This window comes from Asticcacaulis sp. P4_H10 (assembly GCF_056400965.1).
This window is the reverse complement of the sequence record NZ_JBFUKH010000001.1, coordinates 581,343-603,604: the sequence shown is the minus strand read 5'-3', so window position 1 is coordinate 603,604 and position 22,262 is coordinate 581,343. Positions and strand designations below refer to the sequence as shown.

Below are 22,262 nucleotides of genomic sequence, written 5' to 3'. Positions count from 1 at the left end.
TCCTTTCTTCCCGGAGTCGCCGTTATGAAGCCCCTCGCCGGTCTCAAGGTCCTCGAACTCGCGCGCATCCTGGCCGGTCCATGGTGCGGCCAGCTACTGGCCGACCTCGGCGCCGAAGTCATCAAGGTTGAGCGCCCCGGCGTCGGCGACGACACCCGCCAATGGGGCCCGCCCTTCATCACAGACGCCGACGGAAATGCGTGGGGCGCTGCCTACTTCCATAGCTGCAACCGCGGCAAGTCGTCGGTCGCCATCGACCTTGAGTCCGAAGACGGCCAAGCGGCGATTCATGCCCTCGCCACCGAGGCCGATGTCGTCATCGAGAACTTCAAAGTCGGCGGTCTGGCGAAATATGGCCTCGATTATTCGTCGCTCAAGCGAATAAATCAACGATTGATATACGCGTCCATTACGGGCTTCGGCCAGGACGGTCCCTACGCCGCGCGCGCCGGATACGACTACATCATCCAGGGCATGAGCGGTTTGATGGACATTACGGGCGATCCAAAGGCCGAACCGCAGAAGGTTGGCGTCGCCGTCGTCGACATTTTCACCGGCCTGTATACCGCCACGGCCATTCTGGCGGCCGTACGAGGCCGAGACCTGACCGGCGAAGGCAGCTGCATCGACATGTCGCTGCTCGATTCAGCCACCGCTATTCTGGCCAACCAGGGCATGAACTATCTGGCGTCCGGTGTATCGCCCACACGCCTTGGCAACGCCCATCCCAATATCGCGCCCTACCAAGTGTTCGAGTTGGCGGACGGCCATGTCATCATCGCTGTGGGCAATGATGGCCAGTTCAGAAAACTGTGCGAAGCCATTGGTGCGAATCAGCTTTTGGGCGATGACCTCTACCAATCCAACAAGAGCCGCGTTGCCAATCGCGAGACACTTCAGGCAGAACTTCAACCAGCGCTGAAAACCTTCAGCCGGGCGCAACTCCTGGCCACGCTTGAGACTGCCGGCGTCCCTGCCGGACCGATCAATCGCATCGAGGACGTCTTCAACGATCCGCAGATCGTCCATCGCGGCATGCGGCTGGACCTAAAGGCGGCCGATGGTTCGCCTGTATCGGGCATCGCCTCGCCCGTCGTTATCAATGGCGTCCGCATGGCTGCGGATTCCCCCTCCCCCCACCTCGGTTCGGGGTCATCTGCATGGAAATCGACCTTATGACGGCGCGAAACGGCGGCAAAATTCTCGTAGATCAACTGTTGATTCAAGGCGTCGATCGCGTCACTTGCGTCCCCGGCGAAAGCTATCTGGCGGCGCTCGATGCGATGCACGATGCCGATATCGACGTCCTGATCTGCCGTCACGAAGGCGGCGCGGCCATCATGGCCGAATCCTACGGCAAGCTGACCGGAAAACCGGGCATCTGTTTCGTCACGCGCGGCCCCGGCGCTATGAATGCAGCCCATGGCGTCCACATCGCCCAGCACGATTCGACACCGATGATCCTGTTCATCGGCCAGGTCGAGCGCGCCATGCGCGGCCGCGGCGCCTTCCAGGAAATGGACTACGAAGCCGTTTTCGGCAGCACCGCGAAATGGGTCGTCGAGATCAATGACGTCCGCCGCATCCCCGAGGTTCTGGCCCGCGCCTTCGCGGTCGCCACGCAAGGCCGCCCTGGCCCGGTCGTGATCTCACTGCCCGAAGACGTGTTGACTGACATCGCCGAAGTCACCGATAGCGCCGTTATCACACCCGTAAAACCAGAGCTGTCGATCACCCAGCTCGAGCAATTCGAGGCGTATCTACAAAAAGCCAAACGCCCGCTGGTGATTCTCGGCGGATCGTGCTGGAGCGACGAAGGTTGCGCAGCGATCGCCGACTTTACGGCCCGATTTAGAGTTCCAGTCGCCACAGAATTCCGCCGGACCGCTCTCTTCCCGGCGCTGCATGCCTCTTACGCCGGTGATCTAGGTTTCGGCCAGAACCCGAAGCTGTCGCAGCGCGTCAAGGATGCTGACCTGCTCATCCTGCTTGGCGCGCGCATGGCCGAAGTGCCGTCCGCCTCCTACACGCTGATCGATATCCCGCAGCCTAAGCAGCCCCTCATTCACATCTTCCCGGACGCCGGCGAGATCGGCAAGGTCTACCAGCCGGCGCTTGGCATCGTCTGCGCGCCCGATGAATTCGCCAAGTCGCTGTCCTATCTCAAGGCACCACTCGACCTGCCTTGGGCAACCGAGACTGAAAACGCCCACATGGACTACCTGACCTGGACGGGGCAACCGGCACGTATTCCCGGTGACTTCCAATATGGCGAAGCCGTCAAGGCGCTGCACGCCGCCCTGCCCGATGACACCATCGTCTGTAATGGCGCCGGCAACTACGCGATCTGGCTGCACCGCCACTGGCGCCACTCAAAGCCGCGCACGCAACTGGCGCCGACCTGCGGCAGCGTTGGCTACAGCCTGCCCGCCGGCATCATGGCCAAGCGCGCCCGACCGGATCAGACGGTCATCGTCTTTGCCGGCGACGGCTGCTTCCTGATGCACGGCAATGAGTTCGCCACGGCCGCCCAGTACGACATTTCGGTCATCGTCCTCGTCATCGATAACGGCATGTACGGCACGATCCGCATGCACCAGGAACGCGACTATCCCCACCGCGCCGTCGGCACAGATCTGAAGAACCCCGACTTCAAGGCCTATGCCGAAGCCTTCGGCGGACACGGCGAAACCGTGCGTACGACGGCGGAATTCATGCCGGCGTTTGAACGCGCCCGTGCGTCCGGCAAGCCCGCCATCCTGCACTGCTTCCTCGACCCGCAGGCCATCACCCCTGCCAAGACGCTCGCTCAGGTCGCTGCCGGAAACTGACACCTTGCCGCGTCAGGATCACGCCGATAAAACGGATCAAACGGAGACGCGACATGAGCAAGATCTATGTGGGTATCGGCGGCTGGACCTATGAGCCCTGGCGCGGTCCCTTCTATCCCGACAAGCTGTCGCAGAAGAAGGAACTGGAATACGCCTCGTCCAAGGTGACCTCGATCGAGGTCAACGGCACCTATTACGGTGCGCAGAAGCCTGAGTCCTTCCGCAAGTGGCACGATGAAACGCCCGATGGCTTTGTCTTCACGCTCAAGGGCACGCGCTACGCGACGAACCGCAAGGACCTGTCGCAGTCGAAAGACTCGGTCGAGCGCTTCTGCGCCAGCGGCATTTCAGAGCTGAAGTCGAAGCTGGGCCCCATCAACTGGCAATTTATGGCGACCAAGAAGTTCGACGCCGAGGACTTTGAAAACTTCCTGAAGCTGCTGCCGGCCGAGGCCGATGGCGTGGCGTTGAAACACGCCGTCGAGGTCCGTCACGACAGCTTCCGCGATCCGGCCTTCATCGACCTGTGCCGTCGTTATAATGTCGGCCAGATCACGGCTGCCGATTGTGAGTTCCCGCAGATCGCCGACATCACATCCGACTTCGCCTATCTGCGCCTGCAGGGTTCGAGCGAAGCGCATGAGCTAGGCTATTCGGAAAAAGCGCTGGATGATTGGACGGCGCGGATCAAGAAGCTGGCGGCCGGACACGTCCCCGAAGACATGGCGGCCGTCACTCGCGGCGGCCACAAGGCGGGACCGAAGGACGTTTATGTCTATGTGATCAGCGGCGACAAGGTGAAGAACCCAGCGGCTGCGATGGCGTTGATCGAGCGCTTAAAGTAAGGAACAGCCCATCACTTCCCTTCTCCCCACCTGAGGGGAGAAGGTGGTCGAGCTTGCTCGACCGGATGAGGGGTTACTGTCCTTTCAGCGCGCGTATCTGCTGGAAAGTTTACCCCTCACCTTGGCGCTACGCGCCTTTCCTCTCCCCTTTGCATGGGGAGAGGAGACTAAAGTTAGGCCCTGCCACACACCGGAATCTGGGCCCCTAGGCCTTCACCTTCAAAGCTTCGAGGTCCTTTTCGATCTTACCAAGCGTCTCGCGCAGCAGTTCCAGATAGACCGGCTTGACCAGATGATGATCGAAGCCAGCATCCTTGGCGCGCTGGCGGTGTTCGTCCTGGCCCCAGCCCGTCTGGGCGATGAAGACCGTGCCTTTCAAATCCGGCTCCTTTTTCATCAAGGCGCACAGGTCGTAGCCATTCATTCCGGGCAGGCCGATATCCATCATGACCACGTGGGGGCGATAGGTCTTTGACAGGTCGATTGCGTCCGGACCGTTGTGGGCCAGCTTGTAGTCGTGGCCGATCATCTCGATCATCCAGCCGGTGGTTTGCGCAAGGGCCTCATTGTCCTCAACGATCAGAATGCGCAAGCCACCCCCCGGCGGCGCTTCGGCGGCCTGTACAGCCACTTCATCGGTAGACACGGCGTCATTCCCTTCGGCCAACGGCAGGCGGACGGCGAACTCGCTGCCGGCATTCAGGCCAGCGCTCGATGCCGATATGGTGCCGCCATGCATCTCGACCAGGGCCTTGACCAGGGTCAGGCCGACACCAAGCCCACCATGCGCGCGTTCCAGCGAGCCGTCGGCCTGGGCAAACATGTCGAAAATGCGTGCGATCGTCTCAGGCGTCATGCCGAGCCCCTGATCCTTGATGCGCACCGTGACGAAATCACTGTCCGCCTCGGCACTCAAGCGGATTTCGCGGCCGGGCTCGCTGTACTTGGCGGCATTGTTGAGCAGGTTGGAAAAGACCTGCGCCAGGCGCGTCAAGTCGGCCTCCAGCCAGACCGGTGACTTCGGCATCTCGGTGATCAGGGTGTGATCGAACTGATCGACCAGTGGCTGCGATATCTCTGCCGCCGCATTGAGGATATCGCGCACGTCCAGCCGCTCGGGCTTGAGCACGATCTTGCCACGCGTGATGCGCGCCACGTCCATCAGGTCGTCAACCAGACGGACCATCTGCTTGACCTGGCGTTCCATCATCCCCAACGCCTGTTCGCGGACGTGCTTGGGCGAGCGGTCCGAAGCCAGGATGGTCACCGAGTTGCTGATCGGCGCCAGCGGGTTGCGCAGTTCGTGCGCCAGCGTCGCCAGGAACTCGTCCTTGCGCTGATCGGCGTCCTGCAAGGCGCGGGCATATTGCTGGCTTTCCTTCAGCAGCCTGCGGTTCTCTTCGGCCGACGCCGCCAGATTGTCGCGCTGGCGCGAGATCTGCTGGCGCTGGCGGTACAGTTCGAAAAAGACGTCGCATTTGGAGCGCAGGATATCGGGCTCCAGCGGCTTTTCAAGATAGTCGACAGCACCCGCCTCATAACCGCGGAAGCGGCGGCTACGATCGGCCGACCCGGCCGTCAGGAAGATAATCGGGATGCGGCGCGTACGCTCATTGCCGCGCATGGTTTCGGCCAGTTCGAAGCCGTCCATTTCGGGCATCATGACGTCGAGCAGGGCCAACGCGACGTCGTGCTTAAGCAGCATTTCCAGCGCCTCGACACCGGACTGCGCCTTGATCATCTCCAGGCCTTCGCGGCGCAGGACGGCTTCCAGCGACAGAAGGTTTTCGGACTTGTCGTCGACTAACAGGAATTTAACCGTGTCGGGAGCCGTCATGCGCTGCCCCTCATGGTCTGTCCCAGCCGCAGAAGATAGGCCGCCATGTCGCTCAGACTTAAGACCAGCGCCCCCGGGCAGGCCTCGATCGCAGCCTGCGGCATGGCGGCCTGGTAGGCGTCGGCCGGGTCTTCGATAACCGCTGCGCCACCAGCCAGCATGATGGCGCTGAGCCCCTGCGCGCCATCGTTATTGGCGCCGGTCAGGACGATACCCAGCAAACCCGCGCCATAGGCGTCAGCCGCGGTTTCGAAAAGAACATTGATACTCGGGCGTGAAAACAGGACAGGCTCCTCACTCGATAGCGACAGGCGGCGGTCCGGTTCGACCATGAGATGATAATCGGGCGGCGCGAAATAGACAGTGCCGGACTGAATCGGCTCCTTGTCCTCCGCCTCGCGGACGCTGAGCGCGCATTTGTCATCGAACAGTTCGGCAACAATGCTTTTCTTTCCGGGCGGCAAATGGATGCAGATCATGATCGGCAGTGGATAGTCACCTGGCAGGCCCGGCAGGATGGCCGACAAAGCTTTCAGGCCGCCGGCCGATACGCCGATGACGATGGCTTCGACGGGCGTAACAGGTAGCGCAACGGCTTTCGGGGCGGACGTCTTCATGACCGGTCCCGTTTCTGATAGATGCGTTCATCACGCGCGAATTCGGTAAATCCGTCGGCGTGGGCTGAAAAACGCAGCGTTTCCTTGGCGCCCAGCCCCAGGAACCCTTTTCGTGCCAACGATTGCGAAAACAGGCCAATCGCGCGGTCCTGCAGATCCTTGTTGAAATAGATCAACACGTTGCGGCATGACACCAGCTGGGTTTCGGCGAAGACCGCGTCGGTCGCCAGGCTGTGATCGGAAAAGACGGCATTCTTGCGCAAGGACTTGTCGAACGACGCCGCGCCATAGGCTGCGGTATAGTAGTCCGACAGCGACGACTTGCCGCCAGACAGCCGATGGTTCTCGGTAAACAGCTTGATGCGGTCGAGATCATAGACACCCATTTCTGCCTTCTTGAGCGCGTCGGGATTGATGTCGGTCGCATAGAACATGGTCCGTTCCAGCAGGCCTTCCTCGCGGAACAGGATGGCGAAGGAATAAAGCTCCTCACCCGTCGAACAGCCAGCGATCCAAACCTTCAGCGACGGGTAGGTCCTGAGGTGCGGTATGACCTTTTCACGTATCGCCCGGAAATACAGGGGATCACGAAACATCTCCGACACCTGCACCGTCAGGTAGCCCAGCAGCGCCGGCAACAGCGAAGCATCGTGCAGCACCTGATCCTGCAGCACCGAAAAGGACCGGCAGTTGAAATGCTCGCGTGCTTGGAAGAGGCGGCGCTTGACCGACGCCATGGCGTATCCCCGGAAGTCGTAATGATACTTCTGGAAGATGGCCTCGAGCAGAAGACGGATTTCGATGTCCTCTGTCTTGGCGGCAGATAGGTGCGCGGGTGCGTTCATCGCATGACCTGGACTTTCATCGCGGCATCCAGACGCGGACGAGCGAGACCAGCTTTTCAACATCCAGAGGCTTGGCCATATAGTCGTTGGCGCCGGCGTCGAGGCACTTTTCCTGGTCGTCCTTCATCGCCTTGGCCGTCAGCATGATGACCGGCAGCTTCTTCCATTCGGCGCGCTTGCGGATTTCGCGCGTCGCGGTCAGCCCATCCATTTCGGGCATCATGACGTCCATCAGGACCAGATCGACGCCATTGGCGCCCTCATTGCCGGCGGCCAGTGCGGCATCCAGCGCCTTCAGGGCTTCCTTGCCGTTGCGGGCGATCTGGATTTGCGCGCCCAGCGGCTCGAAGATGTTGGTGACGGCATAGACATTGCGCACATCGTCCTCGACAACCAGGATGCGACGGCCCTCGAGGATGCTGTCGCGGTTACGCGCCTTGCGCAGCAGGGTCTGCTGCTCGGGCGACAGTTCCGACACCACCTGATGCAGGAACAGGCTGACCTCATCGAGTAGGCGTTCGGGCGACTTGGCGCCCTTGATGATGATCGAGCGCGAGTAGCGGCGCAACCGCTCTTCCTCGTCGGCCGACAGGTCGTGGCCCGTATAGACAATGACCGGCGGAAACGAATAGGCCTCTTCCTGGCTGAGCGTCTCCAGCAGCGAATAGCCCGACGCGTCGGGCAGCGACAGGTCGAGCACCATGCAGTCATAGGTCTGCGACTTCAGCTCTTCCAGGCACTCTGCGGCTGTGCCGACGGCGTGACATTCGACGTCTTGCGAGGCCAGCAGACGGCGCACGGCGTCGCGCTGCGTATCGTCGTCCTCGACGATCAGGACCCGGCGCATCTTGGCGTCCAGATGGGTCTCGAAGTTTTTGAACGCTTCGATCAGTTCCTCGCGCTTGACCGGCTTCAGCATGTAGCCGATGGCGCCGAGCGACAGGGCCGCGTGCATGTAGTCGCTGGCCGACACGACGTGGACGGGGATGTGGCGGGTGCGCGCGTCGTGCTTCAGGCGATCGAGGACCGACAGGCCGGAATGGTCTGGCAAACCGACATCGAGCACGATGGCCGACGGCGTATATTCGCGTGCCGTGACCAGCGCGTCTTCGGCGGTCGATGACAGCAGGCATTTGAAATCAAGCTCGTGGGCCAGGTCATAAAGAATGTGCGCGAACGCCTCATCGTCCTCAACAACCAGGATGGTGCGGGTGCTGCCATCCAGCTTGCCGCGGTCGTCGGGCAAACGGCGAAGCGGCGTGGCCGGCGCGTCGGCCGTTTCCGCCTTCTTTGCCGGCAGGTTGCGGGCGGCGCGCGGTGCTGTGTCCTGGACGACCGGCGCAGGCTGGCCGCGCAAGGCCGGCGCGATGCTGGCCGGATCATAGACGAACGGCAGGGTGATGGCGAAGGTTGAGCCCTCGCCCGGCGTGCTTTCCAGCGACAGAACGCCACCCAGCAGGCGTGACAGCTCACGGGAAATCGACAGGCCGAGGCCCGTGCCGCCATACTTGCGGCTGATGGTCGAATCCGCCTGGCGGAAAGCGTCGAATACGGCCTGCTGCTGTTCCGGCGAAATGCCGATGCCGGTGTCGACGACGGCAAAGCGCACCCGGCCGTCCTTGGTCTGGCTGATATTCAGCTCGACCGAGCCATCCTCGGTGAACTTGAAAGCGTTCGACAGCAGGTTCTTCAGAACCTGTTCCAGGCGCAGGCGGTCGGTATCGACAACCTCAGGCAGGCCATCGGCGATCACCGTGCGGAATTCCAGCCCCTTCTGGCCGGCAACATGATCGAAGGTCCGGCGCAGGTCATTCGTCAGCCGCACCAGCGATACCGGCTCTGGCCGGATGTCCATCTGGCCCGCCTCGATCTTGGACAGGTCGAGGATGTCATTGATCAGCGACAGCAGGTCATTGCCGGACGACTGGATCGTCCTGGCGAACTTGACCTGCTCTTCGGTCAGGTTGCCTTCGGTGTTGTCGGACAGCAGCTTTGCCAGGATCAGCGACGAATTGAGCGGCGTACGCAGTTCGTGCGACATATTGGCCAGGAAGTCGGACTTGTAGCGGCTCGCCTGCTCCAGCTCCCGGGCCTTGGCCTCCACGGTATCGCGGGCACGGCCGATTTCGTCCCTCTGTACCTCCAGCGCCTGGGCCTGTTCTTCGAGCTGGTTATTGGTCTGCTCCAGCTCGGCCTGCTGCTGCTCCAGTCGGATGTGCGACTCCTTCAGTGCGCGGCTCTGTTCTTCCAGTTCCTCGTTGTTGACGCGCAACTCCTCGGACTGGCTTTGCAGTTCCTCGGACTGGCGCTGGGTCTCTTCCAGCAGGCTCTGCAGGTGCTGGCGGTAGCGCGCTGAGCGCACCGCAATACTGATGAATTCCGAGGCCCGCTGCAGCAGGGGCTGGGTGGTGTCGGGAAGCGACTGCAGGAAGCCGAGTTCGACGACGGCGTCGACACTGCCTTCGGACACGGCCGGCATGATGACGACCTGGCGCGGCCGCCATTGGCCCAGCGCCGAACCCGCCTTGATATGGGCATCGGGCAAGTCCTTCAAGACAATAGGCCGCGCCGACGCAGCGGCTTCACCCAACAGGCCTTCGCCACTCCGGAAGGCATCGGGCGTATCGGCGTCGGACGGCACGCCATAGGTTGCCGCGCGGCGGAAAAGCCCCCCTTCCTTGACATAAAAGGCCGCGACGTCGCTGCTGGTATAGCCGGTCAGGTAGGTCAGGATGTTGTGACCCAGCTGTTCCATATTCTGCTCGCCCAGCATGGCGCTCGACAGTCCCACCTGGCCGGATTGGAGCCATTCCTCGCGCCGGCGCGCGGCACTGGTCCGCCCGATCAGGCCGGCGATAATGCCGGTCAGGATGACGCCCAGAAGCGCCGCTATGCCGATCGAAGCCACAGACGTCACGTAGGCGGCGTTCATCTCGGCAATTTTCTGCGCGCGTTTCTGGCCTTCCTCGGCCTGCATGGCGCTGATCGAGGAGCGGACGATGTCCATATCCGCCTTGCCACGATCTGTCAGTATGAGCGCCTGCGCCGCCTCGAAGCCTTGCGTACGGCGGACCTCGATGGTCTGCGCCAGTTCGGCCAGTTTCGAATTCACGCGCAACCGGATGCCAGCCAGCCGGGCTGCCTGAACGGCATCGTCCTGCGTCAGGTTTTCAAGCGCTTTCAACTCATTCTCGAGTTCGGCGCGCGCGGCGTTGTAGGGTTCAAGATAAGCGTCACGCCCGGTCAGCACGTAGCCGCGCTGGCCGGTTTCCGCGTCCTTCAGGAGCGAGAAGACGTCGCTGGCGCCCAGCAGTATGCTGTGCGTCCGCATAACCTCTCGGTTATCCTTTCGCACAGTCTCGACATTCATGTATGAGATAATGCCGCTGGCCACGAAAAAAGCCGCCACGATGGCCAGGCTGAGTGAGGTGACGACGTCGGCTTTTGCCTGACGCCCGAAGCTCGCCAGAAACGAAGGTGACTGCATGTCTGTTCCCTAGGGACGCCGGTCCCCATGTCCGGCGCAGCCCCAAAGATCCAAGCTAAGGCCCCGCCCGCAAGCATCCAATAAGAAGCGCCAATTTTTCCATAAGAATGTCGTAAGCAACGCGAACAAAAGTGTGCCCCGCACACCCACTCTACACCCGTCACGCGAAAACCCGATCGCCCGGTTATCGAAAGAGACGAAATTCCCTGCAATTGCAAGGACAAACCGCCGCCGGGATCAATCAAGCTTCACGAAGTCGTGGCCCGGAAACGCTGGAATCCACATCGCATTTTTATCGTCTTTTGACGTTAATCACGGGTGAAAAAGCCGCAAAAGACGGCATCGGTGGAGAATGCCTAATGTACAATCTGGCCAAGCAGGCCAGGTCCGTGCCCGCGGATCTGGATCATACGTCCGTGCCACGGAAGCTTGCCGGCAAACGCGTATTGATTACCGGCGTCGAAAGCCCGCTGGGGCAGGCGATTGCCCTGCGTTTTGCCCGCGAAGGCGCGCACGTGGCGCTGCTGTCCTCGGCGGGCATTCCCGATGCCCTGCGCCAGTCGATCCAGCAATTGGGCCGAATTTGCGTGACCATCAATGGCGACATGCGCGAACTGGATACCTGCGACCGCGCCCTCGATGAGGCCCTCACGGCCTTCGACGGTCTGGATATACTCGTCAACAACCCGCCCGAACGCGACAGCACGACGGTCGGCGGCATGCCGCCCCTGGCGTTCGCGACCCTCTACCTGACACGCAATGCCTTAAGGGTCATGGATGCCGGCGGCGCGATCATCAACACGGCGTACGACGACACCGTGCCAGCCTTTACGCGATCCCTGGCCCAGGTCGCCGCCAAGCACAGCGTGCGCGTCAATGCCGTAGCCCCCCTTCCCCTGCTGCACCTGTCCGCCGCCAATCAGGAAACGCGCGCTCATTTAGCGATGACCGCGGACGACATGGCCTCAAGCTTCGTTTTCCTGGCCAGCATCGAGTCGGCCGGGATGAACGGCCAACTCATCGACGCGCGCGATTTCGTCAGCGCGGACTAATATCCTTGGTCAGCGCCGTAATGGTGGCGCACATCCGGCAGGTATCGCATCCGGTGCCACAGCCCTTCGGCGCTTCCTCAGGCGCACGCCCGGTCACCCGCGTCCGCAGGACCTGAAGGGTCTTGGGGCTGAGCTTGTTCAGCACGTGCCACAGGCTGAACAAGACAGCAGTCGCCAGAACCATGTATTGCAGGATTAGATAGGCCATATCTGCCTCGCGACCTGATAGGTGATGAGGGACGCGACATAGGCCAGCACGAATAAGTACCCTGCTGTCAGGCCGACCATCTTCCATGAATTGGTTTCGCGCCGGATGACAGCCAATGTTGACATACACTGCGGGGCAAAGACGTACCAGGCCATGAGCGACAGACCGGTGGCGACCGCCCATTGGCTGCTGATTAACGTCGTCAATTGCGCCGCCGTTTCCCCCTCGTCCGCCGCACTAACGGAATAAACGGTCGCCAGCGATGATACGGCGACTTCGCGCGCGGTAAGCCCGGGGATCAAGGCTACACAGATCTGCCAATTGAAACCGATTGGCGCGAACAAGGGCTGCATGGCGTGGCCGACTATGCCGGCGAAGGAATAATCGACTGCAGCTCCTTCCGCGCCTTCCGGCTTGCCCGGGAAGGTCGTCAGCACCCACAATATGGTGTTGGCGGCAAAGATGGTGCCGGTGATACGACGGATGAAGATACGGGCGCGTTCCAGCAGGCCCAGCGCCAGGTTGCGCGCTCCCGGGAGGCGATAGGACGGCAGTTCCATCATCAGCGGATATTCGATCTTGCGGCGGGTGAGGGTCATGACCCACGACACAATAAGACCGCTAAGAATGCCAACAACGTACATGCCAAATAGGATCAGGCCGTTCAGGCTCAGGAAACCACCAACCGTCTGTTCCGGAATGAAGGCGGGGATCAACAATGTGTAGACCGGCAGACGCGCCGAGCAGGTCATCAAGGGCGCGATCATGATCGTCGTCAGCCGTTCGCGCACATCCGGAATGCTGCGCGTCGCCATGATACCTGGGATGGCGCAGGCGTGGCTGGACAGCAAGGGGATAAAGGAACGCCCGGTCAGCCCTGCTCCCGACATCAGCTTATCCAGCATAAATGCTGCGCGCGGCAAATAGCCCGACTCTTCCAGGACCAGGATGAAGAAGAACAGGATCAGTATCTGCGGCAGGAAGACCAGCACGGCGCCCATGCCGTTGATGACGGCATCGACGATGAAGCTCTTGAGCAGGCTGTCCGGCATGTGCTCGCCGGCCAGCCCGGCCAGATAGCCGAAACCGGCTTCGATACCGCCCTGCAACGGCGCCGCCCCGGCAAAGACCGCCTGGAAGATGACGAACATCAGCACGACCAGCAGCGGCAGGCCAAATATCGGGTTGAGAAAGAAGCGATCCAGTGCATCATCGACCTTCGACGTGCGCGTCGGCATGACGACCGCGACATCAAGCAGGCGGCGGACTTCGGCGTGCAGATCGTCCGGCACGGTTTCGGGTGCAATGTGGTCGGCGGCATTGCGGTCGAGATAGGCGACAAGGTCGGATGCGCCGTTGATCTTGGTCGCCACGGTGCCGATGATGGTCAACCCCAGTTCGCGCGACAGGGTGGCGACATCGATCTGGATGCCGCGTTGGGCAGCGGCGTCCATCATGTTGAGCGCCACGACCATGGGACGGCCCAGCGCCTTGACCTCAAGGACGAAGCGCAGATGCAGGCGCAGATTGGTCGCGTCGGCGACGCAGACGATCAGGTCGGGCATCTCCTCTTCGCGATTACCCAGACAGACATCGCGCGTGATGATTTCGTCGGCGCCCATGGCGTCGAGGCTGTAGGTACCCGGCAGGTCCAGCACCTTGACCTTGCGACCTGAAGGCGCGGTGAAGACGCCTTCCTTGCGCTCGACCGTCACACCGGCGTAGTTGGCAACTTTCTGGCGCGCGCCGGTCAGCTGGTTGAAAAGGGCGGTCTTGCCGCAATTGGGGTTCCCGACCAGGGCGATCGTCAGGCTGTCCATCAGACCGTCTCCACATGAACCGATTCCACCAGAATTCTGGCGGCCTCGGCGCGGCGCAGCGCAAAGCGCGTAAAGCCGATCTGGATCAGCAACGGATCACTCCCCAGGAAGCCCTTGCCGACGATCCTGACCGGCTCTCCGCGCACAAACCCCAGTTCGCGCAGGCGCCGGCCGATGACGTCGCCGTCAGCGACATCGCGCACCTCCACGACGGTAGCGGCGGTAAAGGCGGGCAGTTCACTCAGGGTCATTTGAAACGTTTCTGGTTCGTCCGGCATCGCACCACTGCCGGGCAAAATCTTGCGCCAAAAAGCTGCGAATGATTATCATCTAAGCGTTTCACCCTGTGGGGTCAAGGGAGGGTTTGCCGCACCCTGCTTATTGGTTTTTTGCAGCGGACTCATGTGCGCTCCGCTTCATCCTTACTTGGCGTGCGCTAGGCTCATATTTTGAAATCCAACAGGAGGGAGCCGCTCATGGACGTACTGACGCCACACCGCATCGATCTGGAACCGCGCACGACCGCCAAGGCCATTCCGCCCTACGAATCCGTCAAGGATCAGTTGACGGACACTGCGCACCGGTTGCAGGAAAACGTCCAGACCATGCCGTTGGCCAGTTTCGCCCTGGCCCTGCTCATTGGTTACGCGGTCGGCAGCGCCATGACACGCGTGACCTATCACCGGCCACATCGCATCGTTTACCGCGACAAGCATTGATGGACTTCTATCACGCCCTTGAGGCCATCGACTCGAAGACCGGCCTGGTCAATGCGGTCATCGATACGCCCAAGGGCAGCAATGGCAAGTACAAGCACGAGCCGGAAAGTGGTCTTTTCCGCCTCAGCAAGCTTTTGCCACTTGGCGCCTATTTTCCCTACAATTTCGGCTTTGTCCCGCAGACGCGCGGCGAAGACGGCGACGAGCTCGACATCCTTGTCATAATGGATGAGCCGCTGCACATCGGCGCGGTCGTGCCGGTACGTGTCATCGGGGTCCTGCAGGCCGAGCAAACCGACGACGGCAGGACGTTTCGTAACGACCGGCTGCTGGGCGTACTCGAGACGCCGCACAATCCGCCGGAGTTGCGCCATTACAAGGACCTGTCGACTCAGAAGCTGGCCGAGATCGAGCACTTCTTCCTGTCCTACAACCTGATGGAAGGCCGTGAGTTCAGGAACCTCGGCCGGGCGGGACCTGACGAGGCGATCCGAATGATCCGCCAAAATGAGGTCAGGCTGAACGCATAGCCTTCGGGCGGGTAGACATCTCCTTTCGGGCTATGCCCCTCATAAGCGTCAGATGACATGATTCCCCATTGACCTTGACGGCACGGACGGGCTGTCCTACGGCAGCCAGGAGGAGACACGCCATGCAGACTTATATCGAACTCGGCGAAGAAGAAGCCAGGATCGCCATCGATACGGCTATCGGCGAACTGCGCAACCGCGGTAAGGCCGGCTCGATCGCCGTTGGCGACCGGCACGGCGAAGTCATTGCGCTGTGGCGCATGAACGGCGCCTCCCTGCCCTCGGCCGTCATTGCCGCAGACAAGGTCTTTACCTCTTCACGCGTACGCCGGAAGTCCGGCGATACCGGCCGTGATACGTTTTCGGACAACGCCTTGATGAGCTATCATGGCTCATCGCGCTATGTCGGCTGGGATGGCGGCGCGCCTGTCGTCGTCGATGGCAAGTGCGTCGGCAGCGTCGCGATCAGCGGATTGAAGGGGGAAGAAGACCTGGAGATCGCCGAGATCGCCATCGCCGCGATCCTGAAAAGCCTGAAGAGCTAGCGACGCGATCAGGCTGTTTCAGGCACGGCCAGCTTCGCCAATTCCGCGATAACGATCTCGGCCGCCGCCTTGCCCGAACGCCAGGCCCCTGGCAACGACGCCGGAAAGCGCTCGTCGAAGGCCTCGCCGCAGAAGGTCACCAAGCCCTCGGTCAGCGGTCCCGATCGGCGCGCTCCTGGCAGGCAGCACGAATAGGCGCCGCGCGTATAGGGGTTGGCCACCCAGCGCGTAACGATCGGCGGCGACATGACATGCGCTTCGAACCCCTTCAATACTTCGACCGGCGCAAGTATGTCGCGCGCATAGGCCAGGGCCTGGTCGGCCGCCAGGGACTCGATCGCCTCAGCCTGCTGCCCGCCGGCATAGATCTGGATCACCGGCTGGCCGGCGCTATGGACGTGACAGAAGTGCGGCGCCTCGCCGTCGAGCAGTTCCAGCGCCATGTCCACCGGCACACCGTTGACGGCCATGAATTCAGGATCGACCTCAATGATAATCTTGTTGATGTGCCCCATGACGAGGCCGGCGATCTGTTCGTGGAAGCCGCGCGACAGATCGGGCGTGAAGGTCACCAACCGCCCCTGGAGGACGCCCAGCGATCCGGTGAAGATCACTCGGCGCGCCGTCCACACCGATCCGTCCATCGACTGAATACTGACGCCATCGGCTGTCTCCGTTATGCGGCAAACCGAGGTGCGCAGATGCACACGATCGGCGCCGGCTTCGGCCAGCAGGGCCGAGGTCAGGGTGCACATCCCGCCTTCGACGTGGACGCCGCCCGGCGTGTTCTCATCGGTCAGGAACTCGCGCGCCGATGGATAGATCGGCGGTGGAACCCCGTTCCACAGCAGGCTGAAGGTCGCGAGCATGTCGCGCGCGGCGTCATCTACGCCCAGTTCCGGCAGGGGAACGTCGGGATGGTCCCCGGCCATGATTGCGTTGGCCAGATCGCCGCGGATCGCCGCGTCCAGCCAGGCCTCCATATCTTCCTGCTGCGCTTCGCCATCGCGATAAAGCCAGAGGACATCGCCCGCGTCGGGCCGCGCCGTCACACTGAAACGCTGCAGCTCCTGGGTCAGCGGATTGCTGTCGCCGTGCAGCCAGTGCGCGCCGAGGTCCGCCGCCACGCCGGATCGCAGGATTCGCGTGCGCGCCCGGCCACCGACGCCGTCCCCGGCTTCGAGGATGCGAAAAGATACGTTGCTGCGTTTCAGTTCGATCGCCGCTGCGAGACCGGCCATGCCGGCGCCAACGATAATGACGTCTTCCATCGCTCGCCTCCTCCGTAATTTTTCGGAGAATTTCGCGCGTCAGGCGATAAAGGCGCAATATGGTTTACGCCCTGCGCCCCGGATATCACGGCATTATGTTGGGTCAGGCAACATCACGTTGCGGCGCGGCCTCAACGCCGCCGATCAGCGCCGTGAAGTCGGCCGCCGTTACCGGCCGGCTGAACAGATAGCCCTGCATGCCGTGGATCCCCGCCGCCTTCAGGTGCTGGTGCTGAGTGACAGTCTCAATCCCTTCGGCGATCACCTGCATGCCGAAGGCGCGGCCAATGCCCGTAACCGCCTGGACGATGGCCAGGGCTTCGAGCGCGCTACGCGACTCGCCGTCGAGTGCGGTGACGAATTCGCGGTCGATCTTGATCTTGTCGAACGGGAAACGATGCAGCGCCGTCAGCGACGAATAACCCACGCCGAAATCATCCAGAGCCAGCCGGATACCGAGGCTGCGCAGTTCTTCGAACAGCAAACGCGTGCGCGACGGCTCGCCAAGGAACGCCGTCTCGGTGACCTCCAGAATCATGCACTTGGCATCATAGCCCGTCTCCTTCAGCAGCGCGCGAACGCCGTCGAGGAAGCCCGGCCGGTCGAGTTCGATCGGTGAGACATTGATCGCGACCGGCAGCCCCCAGGCGGCCGCTTGTTGCAGTACGCGGCGGCGGGCAAAGGCGCCGATCTTCGTGATCAGCCCGGTCCGCTCCGCCAACGGAATGAAGACCGCTGGTCCGACCGGCTTGCCGTTGCGCGCCCAGCGCACCAGCGCCTCGGCCGAGATCACCTTCTGGCCGTGGCGGTCGTAAATCGGCTGATACAGCATCTCGAGACGGCCGGCATCGATGTCGGCCTCCAGCTCAGCCATCAACGCCACATCCGGATCGACCTGACCGGCTGCGGTCGGAACGGCCGCCGGCGTATCGACGATGCGTCCCAACTCGACAATCGTCCGATCAGCCAGGGCCGCAATGCCTTCGATGACGTCGGCCGGCACGACGCGTCCTTCGTCGCGCGCGGCCTTTTCGATCTCACCGGCAACGGTGGCGACGGCCTTGGCGCCCAAGTTCAGGCTCATCGATTTCAGTGCATGGGCGGCCGACGTCATTTCGGCGGCGTCGCGGCTGCGGCACGCCGCCGCCATGCGGCCAACGGCTTCGGGGGCGTGACTGCGGTAGAGACCGACGACACGGGTGACGAAATCGCTGCGGCCATTCTTCAGGCCCGCCAGGATCGGCTTCAGCGTATCTGCATCGAACAAGGACATATCGATACTGGCCTGGGCGGGCACCGGCGCGGCTTCGACGACGACTGGAACCTGAACCTCGACGGTCGCAACCTCATCGACGTGGCGCGCCTTGGCGGCCAGCCAGTCGTGCAGGACACTGCCCAGCGCCTCGAGCGTAAACGGCTTATGCAGGACGCCATCCATGCCGGCCTCGCGCCACGCTTCGGCGGCAGCGCCCACCACATGCGCCGTCAGCGCCACGACAGGCACTTCCTGGCCGCGCGCGCGCAGTTGCCGCGTCGCTTCGAAACCGTCGAGGACAGGCATAGAGCCGTCCATCAGCACCAGGTCGTAGGCCTCACTGTCCAGGATATCGAGCGCTTCCTGGCCATCGGCGGCGGTGTGCGCGGTAATGCCGAAGCGCGACAGGGCCTCACAGGCGACTTCGCGGTTAACCTCGCCGTCATCGACCACCAGCACCCGGGCGCGCGGATAGACGACGTCGATCACCTCGGCGTCCGGCGCCGGCTCGTGCGCCACCAACGGGCGGCCATCGCGCACGGCGGCGATCAGGCGGTCGAAATCGCGGTGGCGCAGCGGCCGGGCCAGGACACAGGCGGCGCGCCCGTCCAGGACCCAGTCCTCAGCTTCGTTGTCGCCCGCATCCGCCAGCAGGACGAGCGTTTCGGGCGCGCAGGTGACATGATCACGGCAGGCGCGGTCGGCAATGGTCAACCTTGGTTCGGTGCCAGCAACATCGGCGCCGGCGGCCGACAGCCGCAGCACCAGCGCATTGCGCTCGATCGGAGCGGCTACGAGGACCTGAACCGGCAGCGCCCCATCAACCTGAGGCGGCGCCGCAGTCTCCGTGCCCGCAACCGGCAGACGGACGTGAAACTCGGTGCCGACGCCCTGCTCGCTCGTCACGGCGATACGGCCACCCATGGCTTCCGCCAGGCGTTTGGCGATCGACAGGCCCAGCCCTGTGCCGCCAAACCGGCGCGTCGTTGTCTGGTCTTCCTGGGTGAAGGCGGAAAACAGCTTGCCGATCTTGTCCCTGGCGATGCCAATACCGGTATCTTCGACGACCACGCGCAGGAAATCCGGCTTAGGGTCGGCCTCGACGCGAACGCGGACGTGACCGCTTTCGGTGAATTTCAGGGCATTGGATACCAGGTTCGACACCACCTGGCCCAGCCGCACGGCGTCCCCTCGCACCATGCGCGGCGCATCGGGGCTGACGGCCGCCACCAGCTCCAGCCCCTTGTCGCGCGCAGCGGCGCTGAACAGGGCCAGGGTCTCATCGACCGTATCGACGATATCGACGTCGGCTGTTTCGATCTCGAGCTTGCCGGCCTCGATCTTGGAAAAATCGAGAATGTCGTTGATGACAGCCAGAAGCCCCTTGCCCGATTTGACGATGGTGGCGGCATAGCGCCGCGCCTTGGCCGGCAGGCTTTCACCGGCCAGCATTTCGGCCATCACCATGACACCGTTCATCGGCGTGCGGATTTCATGGCTCATCGTCGCCAGGAAGTCGGATTTGGCAGCATTGGCGGCCACGGCTTCGTCGCGGGCGGCGACATAGTCACTTGTGCGCGCGGCGACTTCCGCCTCCAGCCCACGCATCTGTCCGGCGATCTGTTCGTCGCGCTCGCGGATGGCGTCGAGCATGGCGTTATAGCCTTCGACCAGTCCGCCAAGTTCGTCCTGCCCGGCGACGGCAACGCGCCGGCTGAAATCGCCCTGCGAAATCGCCGCCATCGACTCCGACAGCTCGCGCAGCGGCCGGGTCATGGCGGCCTGCAGCCGGCGCGTGACCATCAGCGCCACCAGCAGCGTCAGGGCCGCGATCGCCAGCATCCCGGCCAGGGCCTGGAGGAGTGAGCCGGCCATGCCCTCAGCCGTATGGACAACAACGACGCGTCCGATCGTGCGGTTCCCCGAACGCACGGGCGCCTCGACCTCGATGCTGCGCGTCATCAGCAGCGGCAGGATACCAGGGCTGGCGAAATCGGCATTGAGCTTGACGTCGTTGCGCAGGCGCGCGCCCGTGCCGGTCTCCGCCAGGACGGCGCGATTGCTGTCTTCGACACGGCCATAGATGATGCCCGGCGTGCGCGACACAGCGCGGATGGCGGCGAAGGCGTGCGGCTGGTCGTGGGTCTCGACGGCTTCGACCGCGCTCGACGCCAGCACTTCGGCGGCGGAGGTCATGACCGTCCAGCGCGCCTGGGCCTGGCGCGACGCTTCGTGCGCGACGAACAGGCCGGCGACCGGCAGGGTCGACAGCAGCACCGACCCCAGGCTGAGCCACATCAGCCGCCTGCGGATCGAACTCTTGTGCCCTGTCCTGCCTGGCCTCGCCTTCGCCGGCTTTGATTTCGGTGTCTTCTGCATCTACTCGTCCGGCCCACCCGTCCTACGGGTAGCCGAAGGCCGTTACCATCTCGTTAACCATAATTCCCTTACCGGCGTTTACGATATCCCTAAGCTGGATTTTAAGCCTTTTCCGGTAGGCTCTCCGGGTGTTTATATGGGCAAGGCGTCTGTTGAAAATTGTCTCCGCGCACGGTGCAGACCGGCGCGGCAATGTTGCCATGACCTTCGCCCTCACCGCCGTGCCCATCGTCATGGCCGTCATGGGCGCCCTTGAATTCTTTATGATTTCAAACACGCGGTCTCTGCTTCAGGAGGCCGTCGACACCGGCGCCCTGGCCGGTGCAGGCAAGCTGGCGATCGCCAGCTACGACGCTGTCGGCGAAGTCACGACCACCGCGACGGTCACAGCGCGAAGAAACGTCGCCGCAGCGCCCGATCCCGGCGTCTTTCATTTTCAGGTCGTTGTCAATGAGGCCGACGGCACCGTCACAGTGAACGGCACCGCCGACCACAAGTCGCTGGCGGCGATCACCGGCATCGGCGACAAGACCATCAAGGCGACCGCCACGGCTGAAGCCCTGCAAAAGACACCCTTGTGCGTGCTGCAAACGTCCGGCGGCGGCATTCAGGTGACGAACAATTCGCAGATCCGCGCACCCGGCTGCCTGATCCACGCCAACGAAAACATCACGGTCGGCAAATCCTCATCGATTACCGCCGAACGCGTCCAGGCGGCCGGCACGGTCACCGGGACGACCTACCCGCAAGGCAATTCAGGCGCCATGGTTATTCCTGACCCGTTCGACGGCATGAACCTCGACCCAAAGACCCTGTGCAATCTGAATCTCGGCCTGAGTGTCGGCCTCACGCCCCTGCTTAACGATTCCAGCCTGCCCGCCGGCGTACATTGCCTGCCGGTCCTGGTTGCCGGCAAGGCGCGCCTGCGCCTCCTGCCTGGTGATCACTACTTCATGGGCGGGGTGATCATGACCCAGGACTCAGTCCTGACGGGGGACGATGTCGCGCTGATCTTCGGCCCGCTCAACATCTTCAATTTCGCGGACAAGGCCACTGTCCGCCTGACGGCGCGCAAATCCGGCCCGTTCGCCGGCTTCCTGATCGCGACGACGCGGCAGAACCACAACACCTTCAAGATCGCGTCCGGCAATGCAGGCCAGTTGCTTGGCACCATCTACATGCCCAGCGCCACCCTGGAAGTCACCGCCAAGGGCAGTGTCGCGCAGGACTCCGACTGGAGCGTCATCGTGGCGCGCGACATCCAGCTCAAGAACGGCCCCACCCTGGTCATCAACAACCGCTATGTCGGATCGGGCGTCCCCGTTCCGGCCGGCGTCGGCCCATCAAACGGCACTGTGTTAAAAGAATGAGTTTTGTAAGCTTTGAAGCGGCCCGCCTGCTGGTGGCCGATGACGACCCCATCCTGCGCGAGTTCGCCACCGTCCATCTCGCTACACCGGACGTCGAGGTCGAGGTCGCTGAGGACGGCGTGGTCGCGCTTGCGCGCCTGCAGCAGGGCGGGATCGACATCGCCCTGATCGACCTTGAAATGCCGAACATGGATGGTTTCGAGCTGATCGAACGGGTGCGCGCGAGCGACGGGCTGCGTCACCTGCCGATCGTCGTCGCCACGGGCCGCGAAGACATGGCGGCCGTCGACCGCGCCTATGCATTGGGCGCAACATCTTTCGTGGTGAAGCCGCTCAACTGGCGCGTCCTGTCGCACCAGCTGGCCTATGTGCTGCGCAATGCCCGCGACGAGGCCGGTCTCCGCCGCCAGCTCTATGAGCTTCAGGGCATGAATGCCGCCTCGGCAGAATTGCTCAAGCTGTGCAGCACCAATCTGACGCGGCCGGCCAACGCCATCTATGAACGCGCCGGCACGCTGTGCAGTTCTCATGAGCCGGGCGTGCGTTCCGCGGCCACGGAAATCCGCGACCACGCCTCGGGCCTGCGCACGCTTCAGGACAATATCAGCCAGGCGGCGAAGCTGCTGGCCGAGGGTTAGGTTCCTTTTTCTT

18 protein-coding genes are annotated in these 22,262 nt (G+C 62.7%); 9 read left to right on the top strand and 9 right to left on the bottom strand.

All coding sequences use genetic code 11. The annotated features are described in order from the left end of the window. The first annotated feature begins 24 nt into the window (after nucleotides 1–24). From AC1DON_RS02715 to AC1DON_RS02705, 3 genes are read left to right on the top strand one after another with little or no spacing between them, the layout of a single operon-like run. Nucleotides 25–1,179, top strand: a complete 1,155-nt coding sequence (locus AC1DON_RS02715; RefSeq protein WP_476933186.1) for a CaiB/BaiF CoA transferase family protein — start codon at nucleotides 25–27, stop codon at nucleotides 1,177–1,179. Beyond that, nucleotides 1,161–2,831, top strand: a complete 1,671-nt coding sequence (locus AC1DON_RS02710; protein ID WP_476933185.1) for a thiamine pyrophosphate-binding protein — start codon at nucleotides 1,161–1,163, stop codon at nucleotides 2,829–2,831. Before AC1DON_RS02715 ends, AC1DON_RS02710 begins: the two co-directional genes overlap by 19 nt. A gap of 53 nt (nucleotides 2,832–2,884) precedes the next feature. Beyond that, complete coding sequence (locus AC1DON_RS02705; RefSeq protein WP_476933184.1) at nucleotides 2,885–3,676, top strand: DUF72 domain-containing protein; 792 nt, start codon at nucleotides 2,885–2,887, stop codon at nucleotides 3,674–3,676. A gap of 205 nt (nucleotides 3,677–3,881) precedes the next feature. On the opposite strand, the gene AC1DON_RS02700 is transcribed toward AC1DON_RS02705, so the two are convergent. From AC1DON_RS02700 to AC1DON_RS02685, 4 genes are read right to left on the bottom strand one after another with little or no spacing between them, the layout of a single operon-like run. Then, complete coding sequence (locus AC1DON_RS02700) at nucleotides 3,882–5,513, bottom strand: response regulator (protein WP_476933183.1); 1,632 nt, start codon at nucleotides 5,511–5,513, stop codon at nucleotides 3,882–3,884. Then, nucleotides 5,510–6,130 (bottom strand): chemotaxis protein CheB, encoded by a 621-nt coding sequence (locus tag AC1DON_RS02695; protein ID WP_476933182.1) that lies wholly within the window; start codon nucleotides 6,128–6,130, stop codon nucleotides 5,510–5,512. The genes AC1DON_RS02700 and AC1DON_RS02695 overlap by 4 nt, the downstream gene beginning before the upstream one ends. Then, nucleotides 6,127–6,975, bottom strand: a complete 849-nt coding sequence (locus AC1DON_RS02690) for a CheR family methyltransferase (protein ID WP_476933181.1) — start codon at nucleotides 6,973–6,975, stop codon at nucleotides 6,127–6,129. The genes AC1DON_RS02695 and AC1DON_RS02690 overlap by 4 nt, the downstream gene beginning before the upstream one ends. 16 nt (nucleotides 6,976–6,991) lie before the next feature. Further along, nucleotides 6,992–10,462 (bottom strand): response regulator, encoded by a 3,471-nt coding sequence (locus AC1DON_RS02685; protein ID WP_476933180.1) that lies wholly within the window; start codon nucleotides 10,460–10,462, stop codon nucleotides 6,992–6,994. Between the two features lie 416 nt (nucleotides 10,463–10,878). On the opposite strand from AC1DON_RS02685, the gene AC1DON_RS02680 reads away from it, so the two are divergent. Next, complete coding sequence (locus AC1DON_RS02680; protein ID WP_476933179.1) at nucleotides 10,879–11,514, top strand: SDR family oxidoreductase; 636 nt, start codon at nucleotides 10,879–10,881, stop codon at nucleotides 11,512–11,514. On the opposite strand, the gene AC1DON_RS02675 is transcribed toward AC1DON_RS02680, so the two are convergent. Genes AC1DON_RS02675 through AC1DON_RS02665 form a run of 3 tightly spaced genes read right to left on the bottom strand, consistent with a single transcriptional unit; the run spans nucleotide 11,501 to nucleotide 13,793 of the window. After that, nucleotides 11,501–11,722, bottom strand: coding sequence for a DUF6587 family protein (locus AC1DON_RS02675; RefSeq protein ID WP_476933178.1), 222 nt, complete (start codon nucleotides 11,720–11,722; stop codon nucleotides 11,501–11,503). The two genes, AC1DON_RS02680 and AC1DON_RS02675, sit on opposite strands and share 14 nt — an antisense overlap. After that, a complete protein-coding gene (gene feoB, locus AC1DON_RS02670; RefSeq protein WP_476933177.1) occupies nucleotides 11,710–13,542 on the bottom strand; it encodes a ferrous iron transporter B in 1,833 nt (610 codons plus the stop codon). Before feoB ends, AC1DON_RS02675 begins: the two co-directional genes overlap by 13 nt. Next, nucleotides 13,542–13,793: a FeoA family protein gene (locus tag AC1DON_RS02665; RefSeq protein WP_476933176.1), complete on the bottom strand. Its 252-nt coding sequence runs from the start codon at nucleotides 13,791–13,793 to the stop codon at nucleotides 13,542–13,544. The genes feoB and AC1DON_RS02665 overlap by 1 nt, the downstream gene beginning before the upstream one ends. 225 nt (nucleotides 13,794–14,018) lie before the next feature. On the opposite strand from AC1DON_RS02665, the gene AC1DON_RS02660 reads away from it, so the two are divergent. The 3 genes from AC1DON_RS02660 to AC1DON_RS02650 all read left to right on the top strand — a co-directional run bounded on the left by AC1DON_RS02660 (nucleotide 14,019) and on the right by AC1DON_RS02650 (nucleotide 15,336). Further along, nucleotides 14,019–14,261, top strand: coding sequence for a hypothetical protein (locus AC1DON_RS02660; RefSeq protein WP_476933175.1), 243 nt, complete (start codon nucleotides 14,019–14,021; stop codon nucleotides 14,259–14,261). Continuing rightward, entirely contained in the window at nucleotides 14,261–14,791 is a 531-nt protein-coding gene (locus tag AC1DON_RS02655) for an inorganic diphosphatase (protein WP_476933174.1), read from the top strand. The genes AC1DON_RS02660 and AC1DON_RS02655 overlap by 1 nt, the downstream gene beginning before the upstream one ends. A gap of 122 nt (nucleotides 14,792–14,913) precedes the next feature. Then, on the top strand, nucleotides 14,914–15,336 hold the full coding sequence (locus tag AC1DON_RS02650; protein ID WP_476933173.1) for a GlcG/HbpS family heme-binding protein: 423 nt from the start codon (nucleotides 14,914–14,916) through the stop codon (nucleotides 15,334–15,336). 8 nt (nucleotides 15,337–15,344) lie between these two features. On the opposite strand, the gene AC1DON_RS02645 is transcribed toward AC1DON_RS02650, so the two are convergent. Further along, on the bottom strand, nucleotides 15,345–16,607 hold the full coding sequence (locus AC1DON_RS02645) for a flavin monoamine oxidase family protein (protein WP_476933172.1): 1,263 nt from the start codon (nucleotides 16,605–16,607) through the stop codon (nucleotides 15,345–15,347). 103 nt (nucleotides 16,608–16,710) lie between these two features. Next, the gene (locus AC1DON_RS02640; protein ID WP_476933171.1) at nucleotides 16,711–20,241 is read right to left on the bottom strand and encodes an EAL domain-containing protein; all 3,531 of its coding nucleotides are present in this window, start codon (nucleotides 20,239–20,241) and stop codon (nucleotides 16,711–16,713) included. 152 nt (nucleotides 20,242–20,393) lie between these two features. Between AC1DON_RS02640 and AC1DON_RS02635 the strand changes: the two genes are divergently transcribed. Together AC1DON_RS02635 and AC1DON_RS02630 are read left to right on the top strand one after the other, a co-directional pair. Continuing rightward, entirely contained in the window at nucleotides 20,394–21,611 is a 1,218-nt protein-coding gene (locus AC1DON_RS02635; RefSeq protein ID WP_476933170.1) for a TadE/TadG family type IV pilus assembly protein, read from the top strand. Then, nucleotides 21,608–22,249, top strand: a complete 642-nt coding sequence (locus AC1DON_RS02630) for a response regulator (RefSeq protein WP_476933169.1) — start codon at nucleotides 21,608–21,610, stop codon at nucleotides 22,247–22,249. The genes AC1DON_RS02635 and AC1DON_RS02630 overlap by 4 nt, the downstream gene beginning before the upstream one ends. Nucleotides 22,250–22,262: the final 13 nt, after the last annotated feature.

Bases quoted from the DNA above. Each gene is read 5' to 3' on its own strand.
- AC1DON_RS02715 (WP_476933186.1), top strand. From the start codon at position 25: ATGAAGCCCCTCGCCGGTCTCAAGGTCCTCGAACTCGCGCGCATCCTG.
- AC1DON_RS02665 (WP_476933176.1), bottom strand. From the start codon at position 13,793: ATGACCCTGAGTGAACTGCCCGCCTTTACCGCCGCTACCGTCGTGGAG.
- AC1DON_RS02650 (WP_476933173.1), top strand. From the start codon at position 14,914: ATGCAGACTTATATCGAACTCGGCGAAGAAGAAGCCAGGATCGCCATC.
- AC1DON_RS02695 (WP_476933182.1), bottom strand. From the start codon at position 6,130: ATGAAGACGTCCGCCCCGAAAGCCGTTGCGCTACCTGTTACGCCCGTC.
- AC1DON_RS02655 (WP_476933174.1), top strand. From the start codon at position 14,261: ATGGACTTCTATCACGCCCTTGAGGCCATCGACTCGAAGACCGGCCTG.
- AC1DON_RS02700 (WP_476933183.1), bottom strand. From the start codon at position 5,513: ATGACGGCTCCCGACACGGTTAAATTCCTGTTAGTCGACGACAAGTCC.
- AC1DON_RS02690 (WP_476933181.1), bottom strand. From the start codon at position 6,975: ATGAACGCACCCGCGCACCTATCTGCCGCCAAGACAGAGGACATCGAA.
- AC1DON_RS02710 (WP_476933185.1), top strand. From the start codon at position 1,161: ATGGAAATCGACCTTATGACGGCGCGAAACGGCGGCAAAATTCTCGTA.
- AC1DON_RS02630 (WP_476933169.1), top strand. From the start codon at position 21,608: ATGAGTTTTGTAAGCTTTGAAGCGGCCCGCCTGCTGGTGGCCGATGAC.
- AC1DON_RS02645 (WP_476933172.1), bottom strand. From the start codon at position 16,607: ATGGAAGACGTCATTATCGTTGGCGCCGGCATGGCCGGTCTCGCAGCG.
- AC1DON_RS02640 (WP_476933171.1), bottom strand. From the start codon at position 20,241: ATGCAGAAGACACCGAAATCAAAGCCGGCGAAGGCGAGGCCAGGCAGG.
- feoB (WP_476933177.1), bottom strand. From the start codon at position 13,542: ATGGACAGCCTGACGATCGCCCTGGTCGGGAACCCCAATTGCGGCAAG.
- AC1DON_RS02660 (WP_476933175.1), top strand. From the start codon at position 14,019: ATGGACGTACTGACGCCACACCGCATCGATCTGGAACCGCGCACGACC.
- AC1DON_RS02675 (WP_476933178.1), bottom strand. From the start codon at position 11,722: ATGGCCTATCTAATCCTGCAATACATGGTTCTGGCGACTGCTGTCTTG.
- AC1DON_RS02705 (WP_476933184.1), top strand. From the start codon at position 2,885: ATGAGCAAGATCTATGTGGGTATCGGCGGCTGGACCTATGAGCCCTGG.
- AC1DON_RS02685 (WP_476933180.1), bottom strand. From the start codon at position 10,462: ATGCAGTCACCTTCGTTTCTGGCGAGCTTCGGGCGTCAGGCAAAAGCC.